This window comes from Brevundimonas sp. Root1423 (genome assembly GCF_001426805.1).
The window spans coordinates 350,818-374,588 of the sequence record NZ_LMFL01000001.1 but is presented as its reverse complement, the minus strand read 5'-3'; the positions used below and the strand labels follow the sequence as shown (position 1 = coordinate 374,588).

At 68.9% G+C, this 23,771-nt stretch carries 23 protein-coding genes and 1 tRNA gene; 16 read left to right on the top strand and 8 right to left on the bottom strand.

Annotation, left to right across the window (positions count from 1 at the left end; translation table 11 throughout):
- Nucleotides 1–4: 4 nt before the first annotated feature.
- The gene (locus ASD25_RS01935; RefSeq protein WP_056614523.1) at nt 5–277 is read left to right on the top strand and encodes a hypothetical protein; all 273 of its coding nucleotides are present in this window, start codon (nt 5–7) and stop codon (nt 275–277) included.
- Here the strand turns inward: ASD25_RS01935 and ASD25_RS01930 are convergent.
- A complete protein-coding gene (locus tag ASD25_RS01930; RefSeq protein ID WP_156389158.1) occupies nt 274–684 on the bottom strand; it encodes a hypothetical protein in 411 nt (136 codons plus the stop codon). The genes ASD25_RS01935 and ASD25_RS01930 overlap by 4 nt on opposite strands.
- 112 nt (nt 685–796) lie before the next feature.
- On the opposite strand from ASD25_RS01930, the gene queA reads away from it, so the two are divergent.
- The 3 genes from queA to ASD25_RS01915 are packed head-to-tail and all read left to right on the top strand — an operon-like array spanning nt 797 to nt 3,361.
- Nucleotides 797–1,885 (top strand): tRNA preQ1(34) S-adenosylmethionine ribosyltransferase-isomerase QueA, encoded by a 1,089-nt coding sequence (gene queA, locus ASD25_RS01925; protein ID WP_056614884.1) that lies wholly within the window; start codon nt 797–799, stop codon nt 1,883–1,885.
- On the top strand, nt 1,882–2,997 hold the full coding sequence (tgt, locus tag ASD25_RS01920; RefSeq protein WP_156389157.1) for a tRNA guanosine(34) transglycosylase Tgt: 1,116 nt from the start codon (nt 1,882–1,884) through the stop codon (nt 2,995–2,997). Before queA ends, tgt begins: the two co-directional genes overlap by 4 nt.
- A gap of 22 nt (nt 2,998–3,019) precedes the next feature.
- Nucleotides 3,020–3,361 (top strand): hypothetical protein, encoded by a 342-nt coding sequence (locus ASD25_RS01915; protein WP_056614515.1) that lies wholly within the window; start codon nt 3,020–3,022, stop codon nt 3,359–3,361.
- A gap of 42 nt (nt 3,362–3,403) precedes the next feature.
- On the opposite strand, the gene ASD25_RS01910 is transcribed toward ASD25_RS01915, so the two are convergent.
- Nucleotides 3,404–3,973 (bottom strand): hypothetical protein, encoded by a 570-nt coding sequence (locus ASD25_RS01910; RefSeq protein WP_235562553.1) that lies wholly within the window; start codon nt 3,971–3,973, stop codon nt 3,404–3,406.
- A gap of 58 nt (nt 3,974–4,031) precedes the next feature.
- Between ASD25_RS01910 and ASD25_RS32775 the strand changes: the two genes are divergently transcribed.
- A complete protein-coding gene (locus tag ASD25_RS32775; RefSeq protein ID WP_255356125.1) occupies nt 4,032–4,157 on the top strand; it encodes a hypothetical protein in 126 nt (41 codons plus the stop codon).
- A gap of 26 nt (nt 4,158–4,183) precedes the next feature.
- Here ASD25_RS32775 and ASD25_RS01905 read toward each other — a convergent pair.
- Nucleotides 4,184–4,260, bottom strand: a tRNA-Lys gene (locus tag ASD25_RS01905).
- Nucleotides 4,261–4,369: 109 nt separating this feature from the next.
- Here ASD25_RS01905 and ASD25_RS01900 point away from each other — a divergent pair.
- The 4 genes from ASD25_RS01900 to ASD25_RS01885 all read left to right on the top strand — a co-directional run bounded on the left by ASD25_RS01900 (nt 4,370) and on the right by ASD25_RS01885 (nt 11,918).
- Nucleotides 4,370–5,452, top strand: coding sequence for a CaiB/BaiF CoA-transferase family protein (locus ASD25_RS01900; RefSeq protein ID WP_056614512.1), 1,083 nt, complete (start codon nt 4,370–4,372; stop codon nt 5,450–5,452).
- 146 nt (nt 5,453–5,598) lie between these two features.
- Nucleotides 5,599–5,859 (top strand): hypothetical protein, encoded by a 261-nt coding sequence (locus ASD25_RS01895; protein ID WP_056614509.1) that lies wholly within the window; start codon nt 5,599–5,601, stop codon nt 5,857–5,859.
- A gap of 48 nt (nt 5,860–5,907) precedes the next feature.
- A complete protein-coding gene (locus tag ASD25_RS01890; protein WP_056614506.1) occupies nt 5,908–7,698 on the top strand; it encodes an autotransporter assembly complex family protein in 1,791 nt (596 codons plus the stop codon).
- Entirely contained in the window at nt 7,695–11,918 is a 4,224-nt protein-coding gene (locus ASD25_RS01885) for a translocation/assembly module TamB domain-containing protein (RefSeq protein WP_235562551.1), read from the top strand. The genes ASD25_RS01890 and ASD25_RS01885 overlap by 4 nt, the downstream gene beginning before the upstream one ends.
- Before the next feature lie 3 nt (nt 11,919–11,921).
- Here the strand turns inward: ASD25_RS01885 and ASD25_RS01880 are convergent, their stop codons facing one another.
- Nucleotides 11,922–12,455, bottom strand: coding sequence for a hypothetical protein (locus tag ASD25_RS01880; protein WP_056614503.1), 534 nt, complete (start codon nt 12,453–12,455; stop codon nt 11,922–11,924).
- A gap of 110 nt (nt 12,456–12,565) precedes the next feature.
- Here ASD25_RS01880 and ASD25_RS01875 point away from each other — a divergent pair, with 110 nt between their 5' ends.
- From ASD25_RS01875 to ASD25_RS01850, 6 genes are all read left to right on the top strand, one after another.
- Nucleotides 12,566–13,816, top strand: coding sequence for a hydrolase (locus ASD25_RS01875; RefSeq protein WP_056614875.1), 1,251 nt, complete (start codon nt 12,566–12,568; stop codon nt 13,814–13,816).
- Between the two features lie 4 nt (nt 13,817–13,820).
- A complete protein-coding gene (locus tag ASD25_RS01870) occupies nt 13,821–14,828 on the top strand; it encodes an arginine N-succinyltransferase (protein ID WP_056614499.1) in 1,008 nt (335 codons plus the stop codon).
- Between the two features lie 17 nt (nt 14,829–14,845).
- Nucleotides 14,846–16,264: a succinylglutamate-semialdehyde dehydrogenase gene (astD, locus tag ASD25_RS01865; RefSeq protein WP_056614858.1), complete on the top strand. Its 1,419-nt coding sequence runs from the start codon at nt 14,846–14,848 to the stop codon at nt 16,262–16,264.
- Nucleotides 16,261–17,598: an N-succinylarginine dihydrolase gene (gene astB, locus ASD25_RS01860; protein ID WP_056614496.1), complete on the top strand. Its 1,338-nt coding sequence runs from the start codon at nt 16,261–16,263 to the stop codon at nt 17,596–17,598. The genes astD and astB overlap by 4 nt, the downstream gene beginning before the upstream one ends.
- A 64-nt stretch (nt 17,599–17,662) precedes the next feature.
- Nucleotides 17,663–18,133, top strand: coding sequence for a GNAT family N-acetyltransferase (locus ASD25_RS01855; protein ID WP_082572164.1), 471 nt, complete (start codon nt 17,663–17,665; stop codon nt 18,131–18,133).
- Nucleotides 18,134–18,163: 30 nt separating this feature from the next.
- Entirely contained in the window at nt 18,164–19,453 is a 1,290-nt protein-coding gene (locus ASD25_RS01850; protein ID WP_056614489.1) for an MFS transporter, read from the top strand.
- Here the strand turns inward: ASD25_RS01850 and phhA are convergent.
- Both phhA and hspQ read right to left on the bottom strand, forming a co-directional pair.
- Nucleotides 19,450–20,325 carry a phenylalanine 4-monooxygenase gene (phhA, locus tag ASD25_RS01845; RefSeq protein WP_056614855.1) on the bottom strand — a complete coding sequence of 292 codons (876 nt, stop codon included), beginning with the start codon at nt 20,323–20,325 and terminating at the stop codon, nt 19,450–19,452. The genes ASD25_RS01850 and phhA overlap by 4 nt on opposite strands.
- A gap of 79 nt (nt 20,326–20,404) precedes the next feature.
- On the bottom strand, nt 20,405–20,719 hold the full coding sequence (hspQ, locus tag ASD25_RS01840; RefSeq protein WP_056614486.1) for a heat shock protein HspQ: 315 nt from the start codon (nt 20,717–20,719) through the stop codon (nt 20,405–20,407).
- A gap of 146 nt (nt 20,720–20,865) precedes the next feature.
- Here hspQ and ASD25_RS01835 point away from each other — a divergent pair, with 146 nt between their 5' ends.
- Complete coding sequence (locus tag ASD25_RS01835) at nt 20,866–22,002, top strand: Ppx/GppA phosphatase family protein (protein WP_056614484.1); 1,137 nt, start codon at nt 20,866–20,868, stop codon at nt 22,000–22,002.
- Here the strand turns inward: ASD25_RS01835 and ASD25_RS01830 are convergent.
- On the bottom strand, nt 21,999–22,892 hold the full coding sequence (locus ASD25_RS01830; RefSeq protein WP_056614483.1) for a peptidylprolyl isomerase: 894 nt from the start codon (nt 22,890–22,892) through the stop codon (nt 21,999–22,001). The two genes, ASD25_RS01835 and ASD25_RS01830, sit on opposite strands and share 4 nt — an antisense overlap.
- Nucleotides 22,893–22,915: 23 nt before the next feature.
- Nucleotides 22,916–23,770: a peptidylprolyl isomerase gene (locus ASD25_RS01825; RefSeq protein WP_056614482.1), complete on the bottom strand. Its 855-nt coding sequence runs from the start codon at nt 23,768–23,770 to the stop codon at nt 22,916–22,918.
- Nucleotide 23,771: the final 1 nt, after the last annotated feature.

Below are 23,771 nucleotides of genomic sequence, written 5' to 3'. Positions count from 1 at the left end.
CCCCATGCCCGATCAAACGACCTTCAGCCTCGACGAAGCCATCAAGGCCCAGCGCAGCCTCCGTCAGGCCCTCGGGCTGGGCGAGGAGCGCTTTGAAGTCTCCGAATTCGTCGAGATGATCAGCGACGAGATCGAGCAGATGCGCGATGCGGGCAAGACCAACGACGACATCGCCGCCATCGTCGCTGAAGCCACCGGTCAGCGGATGGACCCGGCCGACCTCGACCGCCATTACGTCGCGCCGGAGGACCGGCACGGCGGCCAGGGCGAAGCCTAGCCCTCTTCGGCGGCCGGTTGTTCGATGCCGGGAATAGCAATGCAGCGCTGACGCGTGCCGCCTTCGGGCGACGGCTCGACGCGCGGCGCGATCGAACTGACCGTGCGCCCGTCGGCGGCGTAGGTGCCCAGGAACTGACATCCGGTCTGCAGATCGGTCAGAACATAGACTCCCGCCTGATCGGTAGCGGTCCGCGTAAACGTCGCCCCGATGGCGCCGCGCATCGCCCCGACGGGATCGTCGATGGCCTGCTGCACCTCGGCCGAGCGCGCGTTCAGTTCAGAGGCGGTCGAATGGGCCTTGGCCGCTGCGTCTTCGAGATCCTTCAGCGCTGAAGTGTCAATGGGATCGCACGCCGCGATGGCGACGGTCGACAGGGCGAGGGTGACGGCGACGAGATGGTTCATCGTCAGGGCTTGCCCGAAACCGGCCTCCCGGTCGCCGGGACACAAGGTCTCACAGCCTGCCCGCCCCCGCCGACTTGACCCCGCCCCGCCCCCGTGGCCTTTGCGCCGCCTGATGAAGACCGCCGATTTCGACTTCGATCTGCCCGACGACCGCATCGCGCTTCGCCCCGCGGAACCGCGTGATTCCGCGCGCCTGCTGATCGTGAAGGACGACGCGCTCGAAGATCGCATCATCCGCGACCTGCCCGGCTTTCTCGAGCCCGGCGACGCCCTGGTCTTCAATGACACGCGCGTCATTCCCGCCCGCCTGTCCGGCGTCCGCCAGCGAGTCGGGCCCGAGAGCGAAACCCTGACGGTCGCCGTCGAGGCCACCCTGCATCATCGCGACGCGCCCGACGTCTGGTCCGCCTTCATGAAACCGGGCAAGCGGATCAAGGCTGGTGACCGCATTCGTTTCGGCGCCCATGGCGACGGAGCCTGCGAGCTCGGTCGTCTCGACGCGACTGTCGTCGACAAGGGCGAGGACGGGCTTGTCACCCTGCGCTTCGACCTCGCCGGCCCCATGCTGGACGAGGCCATTCGCGCCGTGGGCGTCATGCCCCTGCCGCCCTACATCGCCGCCAAGCGGGCCGAGGACGACCGCGACCGGTCGGACTATCAGACCATGTTCGCGCAACTGGACGGCTCGGTCGCCGCCCCGACCGCGGGGCTGCACTTCACCCCTGCCCTGCTGGCCGCCATCCGCGCCCGCGGCGTCTCGACCCACGCCCTGACCCTGCACGTGGGCGCCGGCACCTTCCTGCCGGTCAAGGCCGACGACACCGCCGACCACAGGATGCACTCCGAATGGGGTGAGGTTTCCGCCGGAACCGCCGCCGCCCTGAACGCCGTCCGCGCTGCGGGCGGCCGCATTGTCTGCGTTGGCACCACGAGCCTGCGCCTGCTGGAAAGCGCCACGACCGAGGACGGTGAGGTGCGGCCCTTCCACGGGGACACGGCCATCTTCATCACCCCGGGCTACCGCTTCCGCGCCGCAGACGTGCTGATGACGAACTTCCACCTGCCGAAATCGACCCTGTTCATGCTGGTCTCGGCCTTCGCGGGCTTGGAGACGATGAAGGCGGCCTACGCCCATGCAGTGCAGGACGGCTACCGCTTCTATTCCTACGGAGATGGCAGCCTGCTATTCCGCGCCCGCTGATGCCCTTCCCCTTCGACATCTCCGCCACAGAAGGCCGCGCCCGCACCGGCGTCCTCAGGACCCCGCGCGGCGACATCCGCACGCCTGCCTTCATGCCCGTCGGCACCGCCGCCACGGTCAAGGCCATGACGGTGGATCAGGTCGTCCAGACGGGCGCCGACATCATTCTGGGCAACACCTACCACCTGATGCTGCGCCCCGGCCCCGAGCGGATGGAGCGGCTGGGCGGTCTGCACAAATTCATGGGCTGGACCAAGCCTATCCTGACCGACAGCGGCGGCTTCCAGGTCATGTCGCTGGCCGGCATTTCGAAGGTGAAGGAGGAGGCCGTGACCTTCTCCAGCCATATCGACGGCTCGAAATACGTCCTGACCCCCGAACGCTCGATCGAGATCCAGGCCGACCGTATCGGCGCCGACATCTCCATGCAGCTGGACCAGTGCGTCGCCTGGCCGGCGGAGGAACCCGCCGCCCGCGCCGCCATGGAACTGTCGGTCCGCTGGGGCGCTCGCTCGAAAGCCGCGTTCGGCGCGCGCGAGACCCAGGCCCTGTTCGGCATCCAGCAGGGATCGACCTTCCAGAACCTGCGCCGCGAGTCCTCGGATCGGCTGCAGGAGATCGGCTTTGACGGATACGCCATCGGCGGCCTGGCCGTCGGCGAGGGCCATCAGGCGATGTGCGATGTGCTGGACTACGCGCCCGAGATGCTGCCTGCGGACCGCCCGCGCTATCTGATGGGCGTCGGCAAGCCGGTCGATCTGGTCGAGGCGGTGTGGCGCGGCGTCGACATGTTCGACTGCGTCCTGCCCACCCGCGCCGGCCGCCACGGTCAGGCCTGGACGTGGGAGGGGCCGATCAACCTCAAGAACGCCCGGTTCGCCGAGGATCAGGACCCGCTGGACGCTACGATCGCCTGCCCGGCTTCGTCTCAATATTCAAAGGCTTACCTGCATCACCTGATCCGCGCCGACGAGATTCTCGGCAAGGTGCTGCTCAGCTGGCACAACATCGCCTTCTTCCAGACCCTGACCGCGGCGATGCGGGCGGCGATCGCCGAGGGCCGGTTCGAGGCTTTCCGCCGCGACTTCCACGCCCGACACACCTCGAACTAGGCGCCAGAACGGAGCACCCGACGTGAGAATAGAAAGGTCCGGGTTCCACGCCTACAACACCTATCTCGAGGAGCCATCCCGACCGCCAAGCCAGGGCGGCAACGCGACGGCGCTCCATCGCCATGTCATCATCATAGGCGGCGACAAGTATTCGTTTTTCGCACCCTGGTCCGGGAAGTTTGCCTACAAAGGCGAACTGATCTCTTTTGACTGGGACTGGGACAAAACCGGGACATTTCGGAATATCGACAAGCAGTCCTTCGAAGCTTTCACCAAGGACGGCGACCGCGAAATCAGAGGCGACCGCAACGACAAGGTCCGCCGTACGGCTGGCGCGAGACCGCCCGGCCGTCGAAGCGAATGACGTGACTAGCCTCGGAATGAGTTGGCTGACTGGTCACCAGGTTTACCTCTGACTCCGGCCCCGCGGCCGGAACCAGCCCGGGGCGGCTGGAGGGGCGCAGTTCCGCTGCATCCCCGTCCCCTTGAGGAAGGCCCGCCGCAGCCGTCCCGCCTCGATGGCCGACTGGACATGTCGACTGTGCTGCTCGGCGCCCGACAGGACACGGATCCAGCTCCGCCCCGGGATGAAGTCGGTCGTGGCGTCCCGGATGGCGTCCAGCGCGGCCTTCGCCGCCGCATCCGCCGCCCGCTCGCTCAGGAATGAGCCATCCGGCGCGGTCGGCTCGTCGCTGTCGGGGCCGAGCGCCTCGTTCAGCCGCGCGATCTCCGCCCCGATGGTCGAGCAGTGGTTCAGATTGCGCAGGTCATACGGATTGGCCTCGGCCTGCAGCAGGACAGTCGGAATATGCTGACGGCGCAGATTGAGATCATCCAGCGGCGCCGTCGCCGCGGCCCCGACCCCCGCGCCGAATTGTCGGGCTCCGTCCATCGCCGAACCGCCGGCGTGGCACCCCGCCAGGGCGGCGGCGATCAGAAGGGAAAACACGATCCTGCGCATCAGTTCTTCAACCATGCCCCACCAGCAGGTGAAAGCGCTTCCCGGGGAAGCAAATCCCGTTAAGGTCCGCCGCATGTTTCAGTTTTTCACATCCTGGCTCGCCCAACTGCGTTGCCAGCACGACTTCAAATACAGCCGCACCAAGCCGGGCACGCTGGTTTGCAAGAAATGCCGCGCCCGCAAGCCGAAGCCGCACTGACGCCAGGAAATTGAAAGAAAAAGGGGTGGTACGTCCTCTCGGGCTCGAACCGAGGACCCTCTGATTAAAAGTCAGATGCTCTAACCAACTGAGCTAAGGACGCACACCTGTCGGGACGCGCTTGCGACCCGGCGACGCGCCTTCTGTTGCAATCCGGCCCCCGGGTCAAGCGTCGGGTCGACGGAATGCGGGCGCCGGGCTAGGCATTTCGCATGAAACCGCTGTCCGGACTGCGCATCCTCGAGTTTGACGGCCTCGGCCCGGTGACCTTCGCCGGCATGGTCCTGGCCGATCTCGGGGCCGAGGTGCTGCGTCTGACCCGCAGCGCCGACGCCGGCGCACCGGTGTTCAGCGACGTGGGCGGAGAGGTTCTGCATCGCGGGCGTTCGTCGGTCGCCGTCAATCTGAAGGACCCGGACGACCGGGCCCGCATCCTCGATCTGATTGATGCGGCTGACGGTCTGATCGAGGGCTTCCGACCCGGCGTCATGGAACGGCTGGGCCTGGGACCCGAAGTTTGCGCCGCACGCAACCCCCGGCTGGTCTACGGTCGCGTCACCGGCTGGGGCCAGACGGGGCCCAAGGCGGCCGAGGTCGGCCACGACATCAACTACATCGCCCTCAGCGGCGCCCTGCACGCCATGGGAGAGCCCGACCGGCCGCCGCGCGCGCCGCTGAACCTCGTCGGCGACTATGGCGGCGGCGCCATGATGCTGGTCACCGGAGTGCTGGCCGGCCTGATCGAAGCCCAACGGACCGGCGCCGGGCGTGTCGTGGACGCCGCCATGACCGACGGGTCGGCCCTGCTGATGAGCCTGTTCCACGCCCTTGCGGCTCGCGGCCTCTGGCGCGAGGCGCGCGGCGGGAACCTGCTCGACGGCGGCGCGCCCTTCTACCGCTGCTTCACCTGCCGCGACGGCCGGTTCGTGGCCGTGGGAGCGCTGGAGCCGCAGTTCTACAGCGCGCTTCTGTCGGGACTTGGCATGAGCCACGACGAAGCCCCGCAGTACGACATGGCGAATTGGCCTGCCCTCCACGCACGTCTCGAGGCGATCTTCGCCACGCGAGACCGTGACGACTGGGCGGCCCTGTTCGAGGGCACGGACGCCTGCGTCACGCCGGTGCTGACGCTCGCCGAGGCCCCGGTCCACCCCCACAACGCCGCTCGAAATACCTTCATTGCAGGCGGGACGCCCCAGCCCTCCCCAGCCCCGCGATTCGCCGGTTCAGACGGCCCGCCCAGCGCCGAGCGACCCGTGGTTACGGTCACAGAGGCCCTGGCGCTCTGGCGGTGAGGGATCGGCCCGATGGACTCCGTCGAAGGCCGATCGCAAAATCTCGTCCCCACCCCCTCTGGCGTGGTGACCGTTCGCGCGTTCAAGGCTATGGAACGGGCGAACCGGTCGCGCGTTGGAAGGCCGATCCGGGGGAGACGCCATCCATGAAACGACTGATTGCCTGTCTGGTCCTGACCAGCGCCCTGACCGCCGCCGCCTGCGACGATCCCCAAGCCTCGAACGAGCCTGAAACCGCCGATGTCGCGATGGAGGCGCCCGTCGCGCCCGCCGCCGAGGATGCCGGCGTGCCCGTCGCCGAGCCCAGCGCGGTCGACGCCCCGCCTGTGGATTCGACCACCCTGCCGCCCGAAAAGCGGTCCTCCGAAGAGTCGGTCAAACCCGAAAGCGAAACCCTCTTCTACTGATCTGCCTGATGATTGGCGGCGGCTCGCCGTCCTGACGAAAGTTCCAGTTTGACGCCACGGCTCGCCCTGTTTCTCGTCAGCACGGCGGGTCTCGCTTTTCTCGCGTCCGCCGCCCATGCAGACCCGCGCGCCCAGATACGCGGGGAGATGGACGCCGAGTTGCGCGAACAGCTGACCCGGGCCGTGGGCGAGGTCGATGCGCCGCCCTCAAACCGCTTCGAGGCGAGACGGCGTGCCCGCGGGGCGATGGAAGCCGCAGAAGCCCTTCTTAGATCCGAGGGCTATTATCAGCCCGTGCTGGAGGACATCGTCGAGGGCGAGGAAACCCCCGTCGCCATCGTTCAGGTCACGCCGGGCCGGCGGTTCATGCTCAGCGATCCGCGCGTCCAGTGGACCGCTCCGGCGCCCGATCCCGCTTCGGAGGCGGCTGCTCTGGGCGAGGTCGCGGTCAAGGCGGAACAGGCGGGCCGCGCCGGCGACGTCATCGCCGCCGAGGGGCGCGCCGTCGCGGTCCTGAACCGTCGCGGCTACGCGGACGCGGCGGCCCAACCCCGGCGGGTCGTCGTCGACCACGCGACCTTCACCGTCCAGCCCAACTATCGTATCTCATCCGGCGCGCTCGTGCGTCTGAACGGCGTCCGGCTCGAAACACGCGGCCCCACCAACGCCGCATGGGTGGCCGGCCTGGCGCCCTGGTCGGAAGGCGATGTCTACGATCCCGAGGATGTCGCCGAGCTGGAACGCCGGCTGCTCGAGACCGGCGTCTATGACGGCGTCGGCGTGGCGCTCGCGCCTGCGGACCAGACGCTGGCCAACGGCAACCGGCCCATCGTCGTCACCCTGACGGATCGCCCTCGCCGGATCCTTGAGGCTGGCGCCACCTTCTCGACGTCTGACGGTTCCGGCGTGGACCTGCTCTGGACCTGGCACAACCGGTTCGGACGGGCAGACACGCTCGTCTGGCAGGCCCGCGCGGCCGACATCGACAGCCGGATCGGCGGCACGCTCAGCCTGCCGCACTGGCGGCGACCGGGCGAGACGCTGAAACTCTCCGCCGCCGTCGTGAACGAGGACACTGACGCCTATATCCGGACAGCCCTCGCCCTCTCCGCCGACCTGCAGCAGCGCATCGGCAAGACCTCCTACATCAGCTACGGCGTCGGCTTCGACGCCGGCCAGTACGAGGAAAGCCGCTTCGATCCGGTCACCCAGCTGCCGGTCGTCCTCGACCGGGACCTGATGATCCTGACGGGCCGCGCCAGCGCCTATCTGGACCGGTCCAACGACCCGCTGAATCCGACGACCGGCTGGCGTCTGTCGATCTGGGCCCAGCCCACGGGCGTGAGCGGGGACGATTCGCTGGCCTTCCTCCGCGCGGAGACCCAGATCTCCGCCTATCTGCCCTTGCAGGACGGCGCCAGGACGGTTCTGGCCGGGCGTTTCCGGCTGGGTTCCATCGTGGGCGGCGACGAACTGGCCATCCCGTCCGACCGCCTGTTCTACTCTGGCGGCGGCGGCTCGGTTCGCGGCTACGAGTATCAGGGCGTGGGCCCGCGCCTGCCGGACAATACGCCGCGCGGCGGCCTGAGCCTGGTCGAGGCCGCGATCGAGATCCGCCGCGATGTCTGGCGCAGTTTCCAGGCGGTCGCCTTCATCGACGCGGGCGCCATCGGCTTTCAGGAGACGCCGAACTTCAACAACCTTCGCTACGGCGCGGGGGTCGGCGTGCGGTACATGCTGCCGTTTGGACCGATCCGGGCCGACATCGCGGTCCCGCTGGACAAGCGTGAAGGCGACGCCGACTTCCAGCTCTACGTCAGCATCGGACAGGCGTTTTGATCGCCGCCTCGCCGCCTCCGGAGACGCCCGACACGCCGGCTGAAGCGGCGAAGAAGAAGCGCACGCGCCTGCAGGCCCTTGCCTTCTTCGGCGGCATCGGCGCGGCCATCCTCGCCGCCATCCTGATCGTCGCCCTGGTTGGCGGGCGCATGTACCTGCTGTCCGGCCCGGGCCGCGAACTGGTCACCAGCTTCGTCGCCGGCAAGAAGATCGGCCGCTACGGCCGCATCAATGTCGAGGGCGTGCGCGGGGACCTGTTCGACGACTTCACCATCGACCGCGTCACCGTCACCGACGCCAAGGGCGTCTGGCTGGAAGCCCGCAAGGTGCGCGTCGACTGGGACTGGTGGCCGCTGATGGCGCGCGAGTTCCACGCGACCAATGTGGAAGCCCAGGTCGTTCGCCTGATCCGCCGCCCGGAGGTCGAAGCCTCGACCACCCCGCCCGGACCACAGCCCCTCTCGGTCGATATCGATCGCTTCTCGGCCGACATCGAACTGCTGGAAGGCTTCAGCCAGGAGTATGGCCGCTGGCGTCTGACCGGCGAGGCCGATGTGCCGCGCGCGGGTCCGAAGAAGGCGATCCTCAACGCCGCCAGCAACAGCCGACCGGGCGACTACCTGCGCATTAACGCCACGCTCGGAGCGAAGATCACCGATCTGCGCCTGAACATGCGCGCCAACGAGGCCCAGGGCGGCCCCATAGCGGGCGCGCTCGGCTACTCTCCCGACCGGCCCTTCTTCGCGACCGCCGTCGTCAACGGCTCGGTCGTCGACGCCGTGGTGCGCACCGGCGACTTCGTCCCGCTGGTGATCAAGGGCCGCTACGGCGACGACCGCACCCGCATCGCCGGCTTCGCCGACTTCTCGGGCTCGGACCTGCTGGCTCCGTTCGCCCAGCGCGTCGGCCGCACAGCGCGGTTCGGGTTCGCCACCTCGCCCGACAGCGACAAGGACGGTCTTCACGGCGTGGGCTGGCGGCTGATTGCGGACAATCTGAACGCCAGCGCCAGCGGCGACATCCGCCTCAGTGACCGCAGTAGCCCGGACGGCATTACCCTCGATATTTCGACCCCGTCGCTGACCCGACTGGTCGGCCAGCGCGCCGCAGGCCCCGCGGCCTACAAGGGCGTGTTCAAAGGCGACCCCTCGACCTGGACGCTCACCGGATCGGCCGATCTGCTGGGCGTCGAGGTTTCGAGCTATCGGGCGCAACGTATCCGCGGTCCCCTGAACGCCAGCATGAAGCTGGGGCGGCTGGACCTCGACGGCGACATCCGGGCCGCTGGAGGCTCCAGCGCCGGGATCGTCGGCGGACTTCTCGGAAGCCAGCCCCGCGTCACCTTCGAAGCGGCCCGACTGGCTGACGGCGCGATTCTGCTGGAGCGGGTTCAGGCGACCGGTCAGGCGCTGACCCTGTCCGGGTCGGGCGGGCGCAACCTGCTGGGCGGACTGGGTTTCCGCGGCGAGGCCCGGATCACCGACGTCTCCCGTTTGCGCAAGGGCGCCCGCGGCGCGTTCGGCGGTCCGATCACCGCCTCCATGGCGCGGGCGGGTCAACCATGGCGGCTCAGCTTCGACGCGCGCGGACGCGGGCTGGCCACCGGCATGGCCGAGCTGGATCGCCTGCTCGGCCCCACGCCGCGGCTGCAGGCGACCGGCGCCCTTAATGGCGGACGAATCGAGATCGAACGGGCGGCGCTGACCGGCGCCCAGGGAACTGCGGGAGCGCGCGGCCTGATCGAAGGCGACGGCCGGATGCGGCTCGCCCTGAACTGGAACGCCAACGGCCCGTTTGGCGTCGGCCCGGTGGCCATCGATGGGGTAATGAGCGGCAACGGCGCCCTGACCGGCACGCTGGCGCGGCCGCGCGCCGATCTTACGGCGAAGTTCGGCAAGCTCAGCGCAGGCGCCCTGGTCCTGACCGATGCGGACATGATCCTGAGCTTCCGCCGCGGCGCGGACGCGTCCGACGGGCGCATCGCCCTGACGGCCGGATCGAACTATGGCCCCGCGCGGGCGAGCGGGAACTTCTTCCTCGGCGGCGACCGCATCCGTTTGACGGACGTCGACCTGAATGCGGGTGGCGTCACGGCCCAGGGCGCGGTCGCCCTGTCCAACAGTTTCCCGTCCAGCGCCGACCTGACCTTCACCGCGCGGCCCGGCGCCTTCCTCGCCTCCGGAACCGCCGACGGCCGCGTTCGCCTGACTGACGGCGACGGCGCCGAGACGGCGATCCTGGACGTGACGGGCCGCAATGTTCGCCTCACCGGATCCACCTGGGTCATCCGCACCCTCGACCTCAACGGTCGGGGAACCCTGTCCCGCCTGCCCTTCACGCTCAAGACGGACATCGGCGGCGCGACGCCGGTCTCGTTCGACGGAACAGGCGTCTATTCGCGCGACGGCGCCGCCCAGTCGGTCGTGCTTGAAGGAAGCGGGCGCGTCCGCGAGATCGCCTTCACGACCCGCAATCCGGCCGTCATAGCCCTGGCGGGCGACGGACGCGTGGCCCGCGTCGATCTCGGCATCGGCGGGGGCGTCCTGCTCGGCGAGTTGCGTCAGGATTCCCGCGCGTCCGTCATCGAGGCCAATCTGACCAGCGTCGATCTGGGTACTGTGGTCCGCGACATGCGGGGATCTGTGACCGGCCGCCTGTCCTTGCGCGGCGCCGGCGACGATCTCTCGGGCTCGGCCAATCTGACGGCCCAGGACATCCGCAGCGTCGATGCGCCGCGTGGCCTCGCCGTCGATGGAACCCTCAACGCTGTTCTGGTCAACGACAGCCTGCGGATTCAGGCCCAGGCCAATGACGGCGACGCCGTCCGGGCGACGGCCGACCTGACCCTGCCTGTCGAGGCGTCGGCGGCGCCGCTTCGGCTGGCCATCGTGCGGACCCGCGAAATGTCCGGCGACATCTCCATCCAGGGCCAGATCCAGCCCATCTGGGACCTGCTGGCCGGCGGCGAGCGGTCGCTGACCGGTCAGGTCAACGCCCGCGCCAGCGTGGCGGGATCGCTGGCAGAGCCGCGCATCAACGGACGGCTGGATCTGCAGCAGGGCTCGTTCCGCGACAGCGCCACTGGCGTCCGGCTCGAGAACGTCACTCTGGCCAGTCGTTTCGACGACACCACGGGCCTGGTCGAAACCTTCAGCGCGGTCGACGGCGCCGGCGGGTCCGTTTCCGGCAACGGCCGTATCGGCCTGCGTCAGGGATCGGGCTCCAGCTTCCAGCTTCTGTTGAACCGGTTCCGGATCATCGACAACGACATCGCCGAGGCCAAGGCCTCCGGCCCGCTGACCGTCACCCGCGGCGAGGACGGCAACATCACCCTGAGCGGCGAGATGGATATTGACGAGGCCCGGATCGAGGCCAACCCGCCGGGATCGACCGGCATCGTCCGCATGGACGTGGTCGAGATCAACAAGCCGGGCGGCGACATTCCGGAAGAGGACCAGAACCGTCAGCGGGGCCTTCAGTTCGGCCTCAACATCGGTCTGCGCTCGCCGGGCGGCGACGTGCGCGTGGTCGGCCGCGGCCTGAATGTCGAGATGAACGTCAACGCCCGCGTCACGGGCACGATCAGCCGCCCGATCCTCAGCGGTACGGCCCGGGTCGTGCGCGGCGACTACGATTTCGCCGGCAAGCGGTTCGTCTTCGACCAGCGCGGCTCTGTCAGCCTGTCGACCAATCCCGAACTGATCCGGCTCGACCTGTCAGCGACGCGCGACGACCCGGCCCTGACGGCCACAATCCGCGTCACGGGCACGGCGGCGCGGCCGGAAATCGCGCTCACCTCGACGCCTTCCCTGCCCCAGGACGAAATCCTGTCGCAGGTGCTGTTCGGCCGGTCGGCCTCGCAATTGTCCGGGTTTGAGGCGGCGCAGCTCGCCGCCGGCGTCGCGGCCCTGGCGGGCGGTGGCGGGTTCGACGTCATCGGCAATCTGCGCGAACTGGCCGGCCTCGACCGGCTGTCGTTCGGCGGCGAGGCCTCCGGCCTGACCGTCGCGGGCGGCCGCTACATCAGCGACGATGTCTATCTGGAAATCATCGGCGGCGGCGAAAGCGGCGCGGCCGTGAACGTCGAATGGCAGGTGCGTCGCAACCTGACCATCAGCTCGAAAGTGAGCGGGACGGGCGACGCCAGCCTGTCGATCCGCTGGCGCCGCCAGTCGCGGCAACCGGGCGCCGGCCGCGAGGACCGACGCCCGAATCGTTAGCGCCTAGTAGTTCTGCGCTGCGGCCATCCGCAGCTTGTCCAGCTTGCTGGCGCCACGGATGCCCGTGATGTGCAGCAGCAGTTCGATCGCCATGATGATGAAGCTCCCCCAGATCTGCCACATCGGCGTCTGGGCGGCTTCAGGCATGCCCTCCTGGCCCGCCATCATCTGACCCAGCACCCCCGAAACGAGTCCGAAGGCGACCAGAATCGCGAAGATGATCGGGATGACGATGTTGGGCTTGCTCCATTGGACGAAACCCAGGATCGCCTGGATCACGACGAAGCCGACCGACATCCACAGCGCCGTTTGCGCCATCATGCCCGCCATGCCTGCGGCGTCCGGGTTCTGGGCCGTGGCCTGGGCGACGGCGGCGTCCATGACCGCCTGACCGGCCGTCATCAGATAGATAACCCCGACAACGCCCCACAGGACGCCGAGGAAGATGGCGATGGCGCTGGCCCTCGCCGCGGCGACGGCCTCGGCTTCGGTCGTTATCGGCGCCGTCGGATTCAGCGCTCTCTTAAGGTCGATCATTTGGGGTCCCTCCCGTTGCGGTAAGGCGAGCCTAGCGCGCGCGCCCGGCGGTGGAAACGGGCAAGCGGTCGCCTTCACCTTTGCCGTCCGCCCGGCTAGGGTTCGCGCGCATGCGAATTCAGCCCTCCGACCAGCTCGTGCTCAACCATGTCGCGGCGCGTGAAGACATCATCGTCGGCCGCGCGATCGACTGGGCCGGCGTCAACTCGGGCAGCCGCAACACCGGGGGTCTGGCGATCATGCTGGACCGGCTTGAAGCCGAAGCCCGCTATCTTCCCGCCGTCGTCGAGCGGGTCCCCACGGGCGCCTCAACCTCGGCGGGCGACGACGGCGTGGTGCGCACCGAGGTCCACGCCGACGCCCTGAGAATCACTGCCAGACCGCTGGCGCCGATCCAGATCGTCCTCACGGGCCACTACGACACCGTCTTTCCCGCCGACAGCAGCTTCCAGACCGTATCGACCCGCCCCGACGGCGCGTTGAACGGGCCGGGCATCGCCGACATGAAGGGCGGGATCAGCGTCATGCTGGCCGCGCTGGAAGCCTTCGAAACCCATCCTGATCGCGAGCAGGTCGGCTGGACGGTCCTGCTGTCCCCCGACGAGGAAATCGGCTCGCCCGCCTCCGCCCCCCTGCTGGCGGAACTCGGCGCGCGCGGCCACATCGGCATGACCTATGAGCCTGCGCTGGCGGACGGCACCCTGGCCGGTGCGCGCAAGGGCAGCGGCAACTACCATCTGATCGTCAGCGGCAAGGCGGCCCACGCCGGCCGCGCTTTCCATGAGGGCGCCAACGCCGTCGCCGGCGCCGCCATCCTGGCTACGCGACTGCATGCACTGAACGGCCAGCGCGAGGGCGTCACCGTCAACGTCGCCAAAATCAGCGGCGGCGGCGCGCTCAATGTGGTCGCCGACAACGCCATCGTTCGTTTCAATGTCCGCGTCCCCGACAAGGCGGCGTCGGACTGGATCGAGGCGGCGGTTCGGGACATCGCCTCCGACCTCCCCTTCCCCGGTCTGGTTCTGCATCTTCTCGGCGGCATGACCCGCGCGCCCAAGCCCATGGACGCGTCCCAGACCGCCCTGTTCGAGGCCGTGCGCGACACCGGCGCCCTGCTGGGCCAGACCATCGCGTGGAAGCCCTCGGGCGGCGTCTGCGAGGGCAATAACCTGCACGCCGCCGGCCTGCCCAATATCGACACCCTCGGCGTCCTGGGCGGTGATATCCATTCGGGTCAGGAGTTCGCCTGGCCCGCCAGCTTCGTCGAACGCGCCCAGCTGTCCGCCCTGATCCTGTGCAAGATCGCGTCGAGCGAGATCGACGCCCTGAAACTGAAGTCCCTGCGTCTGGAGACGATGTAACCCCATGCTCGTCGTCCGACCCGCCGCGCCCGCCGATCTCGACCACCTGCTGGAACTGGCCATCCTCAGCGGCCCCGGCTTCACCAGCCTGCCGGAGGATCCGGATCAACTGGCGGAACGGCTGGAGGTCAGCCGCGACAGCTTCTCCGCCAAGCTGGCACCGGAAGAGCGCTGGTACACCCTGATGCTCGAGGAATCCGAGACTGGCGACGTCGACGGCATCGGCTCGGTCAAGGCGGCCGTCGGTCTGCACCGCCCGTTCTTCTCGTTCCGGGTGGTGACCAACACCCAGTCCTCGCCTTCGCTGGGCATCCGGCTGGAACAGAAGACGCTCGTTCTGGTCAATGAATGCACCGGCTGGACCGAGGTCGGGTCCCTGTTCCTCAAGGCGGACCGGCGCAAGGGCGGCGCGGGCCGGCTGCTCAGCCAGTCGCGCTACATGCTCATCGGCGCCGAGCCGGAACTGTTCAACGAGAACGTCCTGGCCGAGCTTCGCGGCGTCTTCACGCCTGACGGCGCCTGCCCCTTCTGGGACCACGTGGCGCACAAATTCTTTCCGATGGAGTTTGACGAGGCCGATCGCATGACGGGATCGACCGACAAGCAGTTCATCGTCGACCTGGCCCCGCGCCATCCGATCTACATCGACCTGCTTCCCGAGCCCGCGCGCGCCGTGATCGGCAAGGTGCATCCGCAGGGCGTGCCCGCCATGGCCCTGCTCGAGAGCGAAGGTTTCCGGCCCAACGGCCTGATCGACATCTTCGACGCCGGCCCCACGGTCGCCTGCGGCCGCGACAACATCCGCACCGTCCGCGACGCCCGCCGACTGACCGTCGCCGTCGCCGCCGAGGTCGAGGCCGAACTGCCCGCCCTGATCTCGACCGACAGCGTTTCCGCCTTCCGCGCCGTCCGCCAGCGCGCCCACATCGAAGGCGACACGGCCACCCTGAACGCCGAAACCGCCGACGCGCTGAAGGTCAGCGCCGGCGACACCGTGCGCCTGAAGGCCTGAGCGACCATCTGATGACCATGACCCCGTTCAAATCCATCGACCCCGCCACCGGCGAAACCGTCTGGGAGGGCGCCGCCGCCTCGCCCGCCGAGGTCCAGGCCGCCGCCGACCGCGCCCGCACCGCCTTCCCCGACTGGGCCGACCGCCCGCGTCAGGAGCGCATCGACGCCGTCAAACGCTATCAGGCCGTGCTCAAGGAGCGCGCCCCGCAGATGGCCGAGGCCATCAGCCGCGAGACCGGCAAGGCCCTGTGGGAGACCACGACCGAACTCGCCGCAATGGCGGGCAAGGTCGACATCTCGATCCGCGCCTATGACGAGCGCACCGGCGAGCGCACCGCCGACACCGCTTTCGGACACGCGACCCTGCGCCACCGTCCGCATGGCGTGGCCGCCGTGCTCGGACCGTTCAACTTCCCCGGCCACCTGCCCAACGGCCACATCGTCCCGGCCCTGCTGGCCGGCGACACCGTCGTGTTCAAGCCGTCGGAAGAGACGCCCCTCATCGGCCAGCTGATGGCCGAGGCGTTCGAGGCCGCCGATCTGCCGTCGGGCGTGGTCAATGTCGTTCAGGGCGGGCGCGACACCGGCGCGGCCCTGCTGGACGCCGGGATCGACGCCCTGATGTTCACCGGCTCCGGCGCGGCCGGCGCCCATTTCCGGCGCAAATTCGCCGACGATCCGCACGTCATCCTCGCGCTTGAGCTGGGCGGCAACAATCCGCTCGTCGTCTGGGACGCCGCAGACGCCGAGGCGGTCGCGGGCATCGTGGTCCAGTCCGCCTTCGTCACCACGGGCCAGCGCTGCTCCTGCGCCCGCCGCCTGATCGTGCCGGAAGGCCCACAGGGCGACGCCATCGTCGAGGCCGTCGCCGCCTTTGTCGACCGCCTGATCCTTGCGCCGTGGAACTCGACGCCCGAGCCCTATGCGGGTCCCCTGATCTCGCAGAAGGCCGCCGAGGCAGCGCTGCAGGCGCTACAGGACCGCATCGCGATGGGCGCGCAGATCATCCGCGCCTCCGGTCCCGTCGACAACCTGCCCGGGGCCTTCGTGAAGCCCGCCATCATCGACGTCACCGGCGTGGCCGTCCCGGACGAGGAGATGTTCGCCCCCTTCCTGTCCGTCACCCGCGTCGCCAGCTTCGACGCCGCCATCGCCGAGGCCAACGCCACCCGCTACGGCCTGTCCGCCGGTCTGGTCAGCGAGGATCCCGCCAACTGGGGCCGCTTCATTCGCAGGATTCGCGCCGGCGTGGTCAACTTCAACCGCCCGACCACCGGCGCCGCCGGCGACATGCCCTTCGGCGGCCTCGGCACCAGCGGCAATCATCGGCCGAGCGCCTACTATGCGGCGGACTACTGCGCCTATCCCGTGGCCAGTTTTGAAGCGGGATCGGTGAAAAACATCGAGAGTGAAATCAAGGGCCTGAGGCCGTGACCTCGGCGGTCGAGGCAAATGCTGACGGCCTGATCGGGCCGACCCACTCCTACGCCGGCCTGTCGCCCGGCAACCTCGCTTCAAGCCTCAACGCCGGCGAGGCGTCCAACCCGCGCGCGGCGGTTTTGCAGGGCCTCGACAAGATGAAGCGGCTGGCCGACCTCGGCCTGCCCCAGTTCGTTCTGCCGCCGCATGAGCGGCCCGACATCTCCTTCCTGCGAACGCTCGGCTTCACCGGCTCCGACGCCACCGTGCTGGAGGCCGCGTGGAAGTCCGCGCCCGCCTTCGCCGCCGCCGCCTGCTCCGCCTCGCCGATGTGGGCCGCCAACGCCGCCACGGTGACGCCGTCCGCCGACGCGGCAGACGGCCGGGTACACTTCACCCCCGCCAATCTCGTCACCAACCTGCACCGCTCGCTGGAGCACCAGCAGACGAAGCGCGCATTGGACGCCCTCTTCCCCGACCCCGCCCGCTTCGCCGTCCACGACGCCCTTCCCTCCGTCGGCCACCTCGCCGATGAGGGCGCCGCCAACCACGTTCGCCTGTGCGCCGACCACGGCGAGCCCGGGGTCAACATCCTCGTCTGGGGCCGCGAGGCCTATGAGCCATGGTCCGGCGCCTTCCCTGCCCGCCAGACCCGCGAGGCCTCCGAAGCCGTCGCCCGCCGCCACGGCGCCGCCCGCGCCGTCTTCCCGCGCCAGTCCCGCGCCGCCATCGCCAGCGGCACCTTCCACAACGACGTCGTCTGCGTCGGCGCGCTGAACACCCTGTTCTTCCACGAGCTCGCCTTCGAAGACACCGACGGCGCCAAGGTCGGTATCCGCGCCGGGGCCGAGGGCCTGTTCGAGCCCCTGTTCGTCGAGGTGTCGTCCGCCGACCTGCCCCTGGCCGACGCCATCTCCAGCTATCTGTTCAACTCCATGCTGGTGCGGATCCCGGGTGAGGACCGCCTGACGCTGATCTGCCCCACGGAGACCCGCGACAACCCGCGCAGCCACGCCGTCGCCGAGCGGCTGGCTTCGTCGAACGGCCCTATCGGCCGGGTCGAATACGTCGATGTGCGCCAGTCGATGCGGAACGGCGGGGGCCCCGCCTGCCTGCGTTTGCGCGTGGTCCTGACCGAGGCCGAGCTGGCCGCGACCAACCCCGCCATGCGGATGACCGACGAACTTCACGCGCGCCTGTCGATCTGGGCCGCCGCCTGGTACCGCGACACGCTGAAACCGCGCGATCTCGCCGATCCTGCGCTGCTGGACGAGAGCCGCGGCGCACTCGACGCCCTGACGGACATCCTCGGCCTCGGCGGCGACTTCTATCCCTTCCAGCGGGTCTGAGCCGGTGTCGGCCTTCTCCCTCCGTATCGCGACCGAGGCCGACATCCCCGCGCTGGTCGCGCTGATGGACCGGTCCATCTCCGGCCCGCTCGCCGCTTTTCTGACGCCGGAGCAGATCGCCGCCAGCCGCAAGCTGATGGGACTGGACAGCCAGCTGCTGGCCGACCGCACCTATTTCATCGTCGAGATCGACGGCGTCATGGCCGGCTGCGGCGGCTGGAGCCGGCGCATTACCACCTACGGCGGCGACCACACGCCAGGCCGCGAGCCCGCCCTGCTACACCCCGGTACCGACGCGGCCCGCGTCCGCGCCATGTACACGGCGCCCGAGTTCGTCCGTCGGGGCGTCGGCCGGCTGATCCTGCAGGTGTGCGAGGACGCCGCCCGCGCCGAGGGCTACGACCGCGTCGAACTGGTCGCCACCATGGGCGGCGAACCCCTGTACCTGGCCAACGGCTATCGCGAAATCGAGCGCTTCGACGACGACCGCGGCGGCGCGCCCGTGCCGCTGGTCAGAATGGGCAAAGCGCTCTAGCCCTTCCCGAGGGACGCGGAGGGGAAGCCGATGAGAGACGCAGCGATGAGCCCGGCCCGGCGCCTGCGCAACATCATCGGCGGCTCGGCAGGCAATCTGGTCGAGTGGTTCGACTGGTACGCCTATGCGGCCTTCACCCTGTATTTCGCCCCGGTCTTCTTCCCCAAGGGCGACTCCACCGCCCAGCTTCTCAGCACGGCCGCCATCTTCGCCGTCGGGTTCTTCATGCGTCCCGTCGGAGCATGGGTCATGGGCGTCTATTCCGACCGCAAGGGGCGCAAGGCCGGCCTGACCCTGTCCGTGACCCTGATGTGCACCGGCAGCCTGATCATCGCCTGCACGCCCGGCTATGCCAGCATCGGCGTCGCGGCCCCGGCCCTGCTGCTGTTCGCCCGCATGCTGCAGGGCCTCAGCGTCGGCGGCGAATACGGCTCGTCGGCCACCTATCTGGCCGAAATGGCCACGGCGAAACACCGCGGCTTCTGGTCCAGCTTCCAGTACGTCACCCTGATCTCGGGCCAGCTTCTGGCCCTGCTGCTGCTGATCCTGCTGCAAAGCACGATGGACGAGGCCGACCTCAAGGCCTGGGGCTGGCGCATCCCCTTCTTCGTCGGCGCGGCCCTGGCCGTGGTCGTCTTCTGGCTTCGCCGCCGCCTCGACGAGACCCGCGCCTTCGCAGGCGATATCTCCGGCGCCCCAAAATCCAGCGCCCTGCTGCTGATCATGAAGCATCCGCGAGAGGCGCTTCTGGTGCTGGGCCTGACCGCCGGCGGCACGCTCGCCTTCTACGCCTACACGACCTACCTGCAGAAATTCCTCGTCAATACGACGGGCTTCTCCAAGGACGCCGCCACCCAGATCAGCGCCGCCGCCCTGTTCGTCTTTATGCTGCTACAGCCCGCCGTCGGCGCCCTGTCCGACCGGATCGGACGCAAGCCGGTGATGATCGCCTTCGGGGTCTCGGGCGTCCTGCTGACGGTGCCGATCATGACCGCCCTGGCCACGGCCGACAGCCCGTTCATCGCCTTCCTGCTGGCCATGACCTCGCTGGTGATCGTCAGCGGTTACACAGCCATCAACGCCGTGGTGAAGGCCGAGTTGTTCCCGGCCCACATCCGCGCCCTGGGCGTCGCCCTGCCCTACGCCGTCGCCAACGCGGCCTTCGGCGGCACGGCGGAATACGTCGCCCTGTGGTTCAAGTCAGAGGGGATCGAGAGCGCCTTCTTCTGGTACGTGACCGGCATGATCGGCGTATCGCTGCTGGTCTATCTGTTCATGCGCGACACCAAACACCGCAGCCTGATCGTCCACGAGGACTAGGCCGCGAACCGGCCGCCCTTGTTTGCATAACCTTGGGTGCCGCGGGTGAAGACGCGGTCGGTCGGCAGCACGGCCTCGATGGCGATGTCGTCCGCGCCTTTCAGCCGGTCGTAGATCGGGCCGAAATCCTTCAGCGTCTCGGCCTTCAGCTGTTCGATCGAGTCGATGACGAAATAGACCTGCTGGAAGTCGTCGATCCGGTACAGCGTGCGCATCACCCGCTCCAGATCGAAGCCCAGCCGATTCGGCGACGGGTCCTCCAGCGAGAAGACGCTTTCGGTCGCCGACGACACGATCCCGGCTCCGTAGATCCGCAAGCCGCCCGCGTCCTGCATCAGGCCGAACTCGACCGTGTACCAGTACAGCCGCGCCAGATTCTTCAGCATGCCCAGCGAGGCGGCGCGCTGTCCGCCCTTGCCGTAGGCCTCCATGTAGTCGGCGAAATCGGGATCGCTCAGCATCGGCACATGGCCGAAGACGTCGTGGAAGATGTCGGGCTCCTGAAGATAGTCCAGCTGGTCCGGCTTGCGGATAAACTGGCCCGACGGGAAGCGGCGGTTGGCCAGATGGTCGAAGAAGACCTCGTCCGGCACCAGTCCGGGCACGCAGACCACGGTCCACCCTGTCAGCGCCTGCAGCTTCGGGTTCATCACCGCGAAATCGGGAATACCGCCGGTGTTCAGGTCCAGCGCCGTCAGCCCCTTGAGGAACACGTCAGCCGCGCGACCGGGAAGGATCTTCATCTGCCGGGCGTACAGGGTGTCCCAGGTCCGGTGCTCGACCTCGGTGTAGGACGCCCAGTCCTGCGGGATGGTCCAGTCAGAGGCCGCGCCCTCGGGCGGCTTGTCGAAGACGTGCTCGAAATCTGACATGGAGGCCTCCTGACACATGGGCTCTGACCGGCCCTTGTCGGGCAATCTAGGCTCGCCGCCGCCCCCGCGCCAGCCGCCGTCAGTGAATGGCGTGCGCCAACGGCGCGTGACGACCCTGGGCGTCGACCGTGAACCAGCGTTGCTCCGCTTCCCGGCTCAACGCTGACAGCTCCGGATCGTGCTCCAGCACATTCTCGGCGGCATAGGCGATAAAGCCGCCGCCGGGACCGATGGCCAAGACCTTGTAGTAGGGCTGGTCGGGCATGACCTCGCTCGTCCTCGTCGGATCGCCCGCATAGGTGGGGTCGATATCGATCACCACGCCGCGGAAGGCCGCGTCGCGTTGACGTACGATCTGGCCGAGGCCGAATTTCGCAACGGATTGCTGGGTCATGACCGCAGAATGCCGGAGCCAACCTGAGCCTTGGGGCGCCAGACCCGTTCATTTTCGCGTCAGCCGCTTGGCGACTGCCGTTCGCCAGTCCTAAGGTGTTCGGGACGGGCGCCGTTTCGGACCGCCCACCTTGAAAGTTTCGGCCCATGCCGGAGACCGACGGCGCGCCAAGGCGCGACCAGCGGTCCCAGCCCCGAAAGCCCGATCGGCAGCGCGCCCGCGGCGGCGCGGCCAACGGATCCGGGGCGTCAGGTCGCGAGGCGCCCCTGTATGGCGCGCTCGATCTGGGGACCAATAATTGCAGGCTGCTAATTGCAAAGCCTGCGCGCGACGGCTTTCGCGTCGTCGATTCCTTCAGCCGTATCGTCCGTCTGGGCGAAGGCCTGTCACGCACGGGCCGGCTGGACGATGCCGCCATGGACCGCGCCTATGACGCTCTCGTCCTGTGCGGCGAGCGCGTCGCCAAAAAGGGCGTCGACGCCAGTCGCCTGATGGCCGTGGCGACCCAGGCTTGCCGCCAGGCCGACAATGGCGAGGCCTTCATCGAGCGGGTTCGCGTGGGCACGGGGCTGAAGCTGCGCATCATCGACCCGGTCGAGGAAGCCCGGCTGGCGGTCGAAGGCTGCCTCAACCTGTTCGACAACTCGTCCGAGGCTGTCCTTGTCGTCGACGTCGGCGGAGGGTCGACGGAGCTCAGCTGGCTGAGGCGTCAGGGGCGCGAGAATTTCGTGCTCGAAGGCTGGATGTCGGCGCCCGTCGGCGTGGTCACCCTCGCCGAGCGCCACCCCGAGCCAGGCGCCGATCTGGACGCATGGTACGAGGCCATGGTCGCGGACATGGGTCGGGCCATCGCCGCCGCGCCGGTCAGCTCCGACCTGCGAAGCATCTTTACCGGCGGCCGCGGGCACATGATTGGAACGTCCGGCGCCATCACCAGTCTGGCGGGGATCCATCTGGGCCTGCGCCGCTATCAGCGAAATCTGGTCGACGGCCTCTGGATGACCAGCGGCGACTGCGAGCGCGCGGCGGAAAAGCTCATGGCCATGGGGCCAGCCGGCCGGGCGGCGGAGTCCTGCATCGGACCGGACCGGGCCGACCTGGTCCTTGCTGGAGCCGCGATCATGGAGGCGGTCCAGCGCGCCTGGCCGTCCGAGCGCGTGCGCGTGGCGGACCGCGGCCTGCGGGAGGGCCTTCTGCTTCAGCAGATGCGCAACGCCCGCACCACCACCCGACGCAGGCGCCGGGGCCGTGGATCGGGCTCTGCGCCGCAACCCGCCGGCTAGTTGGTCACCTGCACCGGCAGGACGACGTCGCACACCGAGAAGTCCGCGCCGCGCGCCGCGCGGGTTTCCTCAACCAGCGCCCGGAAGCGCGGCGAATCCGTCGCCAGTATCTGCACCGACGGCCGTTCGGCCTCCGGTATGTCGGCGGCGACCCGCACCCGGGTCATCCGGTCCGGCTGGGCTTCGGTCATCATGCCGTTGTCGCCGTCGCCGACCTGCAGCGACCGCACCACGTCCAGCCCCGACACCGTCGTTCCCCAGATGGTGTAGCGCTTGTCCAGCGCGGGATAGGCCTGCCGCATGATGAAGAACTGGCTGTTGGCGGTGTCGTTGCCCTCGTCCCGGGCCATGCCCGCGACGCCGGGGCAGTACAGCCCCCAGGCGTGGACCTTGCCATCGGCCGTCAATGCGAAGGCGGAATCGGGCTGGGTCTGCACCGGCAGCGAATGGAAGAAGCCCACCCGCGCGCCCGCAGGCTCAGCCACGGCGGCGAACGGCATGGTGGCCTCGCGGCGGAAGGTGAACTCGGCCTTCAGATCAGGATAGGGGCTCTGGCCCTCGCCATTACCCAGCGGATCGCCGGTCTGGGCCATGAACCAGTCGATCACGCGGTGCCACGGCACGCCGTCGTAGAAGCCGCGCCGCGCCAGCAGCTTGACCCGCTCCACATGCAGCGGGGCCACCTCGGGCGTGAGTTCGATGAGGATCCGTCCCTTGGTGGTGTCGATCACCAGCAGGTTCTCGGCCGTCGCGGTCCGCCACTCGGGCGCGACGATCGTCGTTGCGGGAGTGGGTGGCGGCGGCGGGGGCGGCGTGCCGCCCGAATCCTGCGCATTGGCGGCCCCCGCCGTCATGACGGCCAGGGCCGCGAGACCGAGAAACTTCCGCATCGTCTTCCCCCTCATTCCGGAACTCAGCCGCCGGTTACTTCAGCGACCGGCTGAACGTCACACACCGTAAAGCGCGCGCCCAGTTCGGCGCGCTTCTGTTCGACCAGGGCCGTGAAGGCCGGGCTGCGCGTGGTCATCACACGCGCCGAAGGCCGCTGGCCCTCCGGCATGGCCGCCGCCGTCCGGGCGCCCGTCATGATGTCGGGGTCCGTCACGGCGCCATTCCCGGCTTCCGTGCCGGCCTTCAGGGCCTTGACCACGTCCAGCCCCGACAGAACCCGTCCGAAGGGCGTGTACAGGCCGTTCAGCGCGTCATTCGGTCCGGTCATCAGGAAGAACTGGCTGTTGGCGCTGTTCGGGTCCTGGGCGCGGGCCATGCCGGCTACGCCGGGACAGAAGAGGCCCTGGGCGGCCGTCTTGAAGTCCGCCGTGACCATCATCTGCGCGTCAGGCTGGGTGAAGACCGGCATGGACCCGGCGACCCCCAGCAGTCCCTCAGGCGCATTGACGAGATTGACGAAGCCGAGATCCCGACCGCGGCGGAACTGGAACTCGCCGGGGACGTCCGGCAGTTCGCTGCCGCCCTCGCCGGTGCCCAGCGGGTCGCCCGTCTGGGCCATGAAGCCCGGCAGTACGCGGTGGAATTTCAGTCCGTCGTAAAAGCCCTGGTCGGCCAGGGTCCGGACCCGCGCGACCGACAGCGGCGCGACCGCCGGGTCCAGCTCGACGACGATCCGGCCCTTGGCCGTGTCGATGACCAGCAGGTTTTCCGGCGCCACGGCGCGCCAGTCGGCGGCCGGCGCCTGGGCCGCGGCGGGCAGGCCGGCGGCGAGAAGCGCCATCGAGAATGCGCCGATGGTTGCGATACGAAGGCTCATA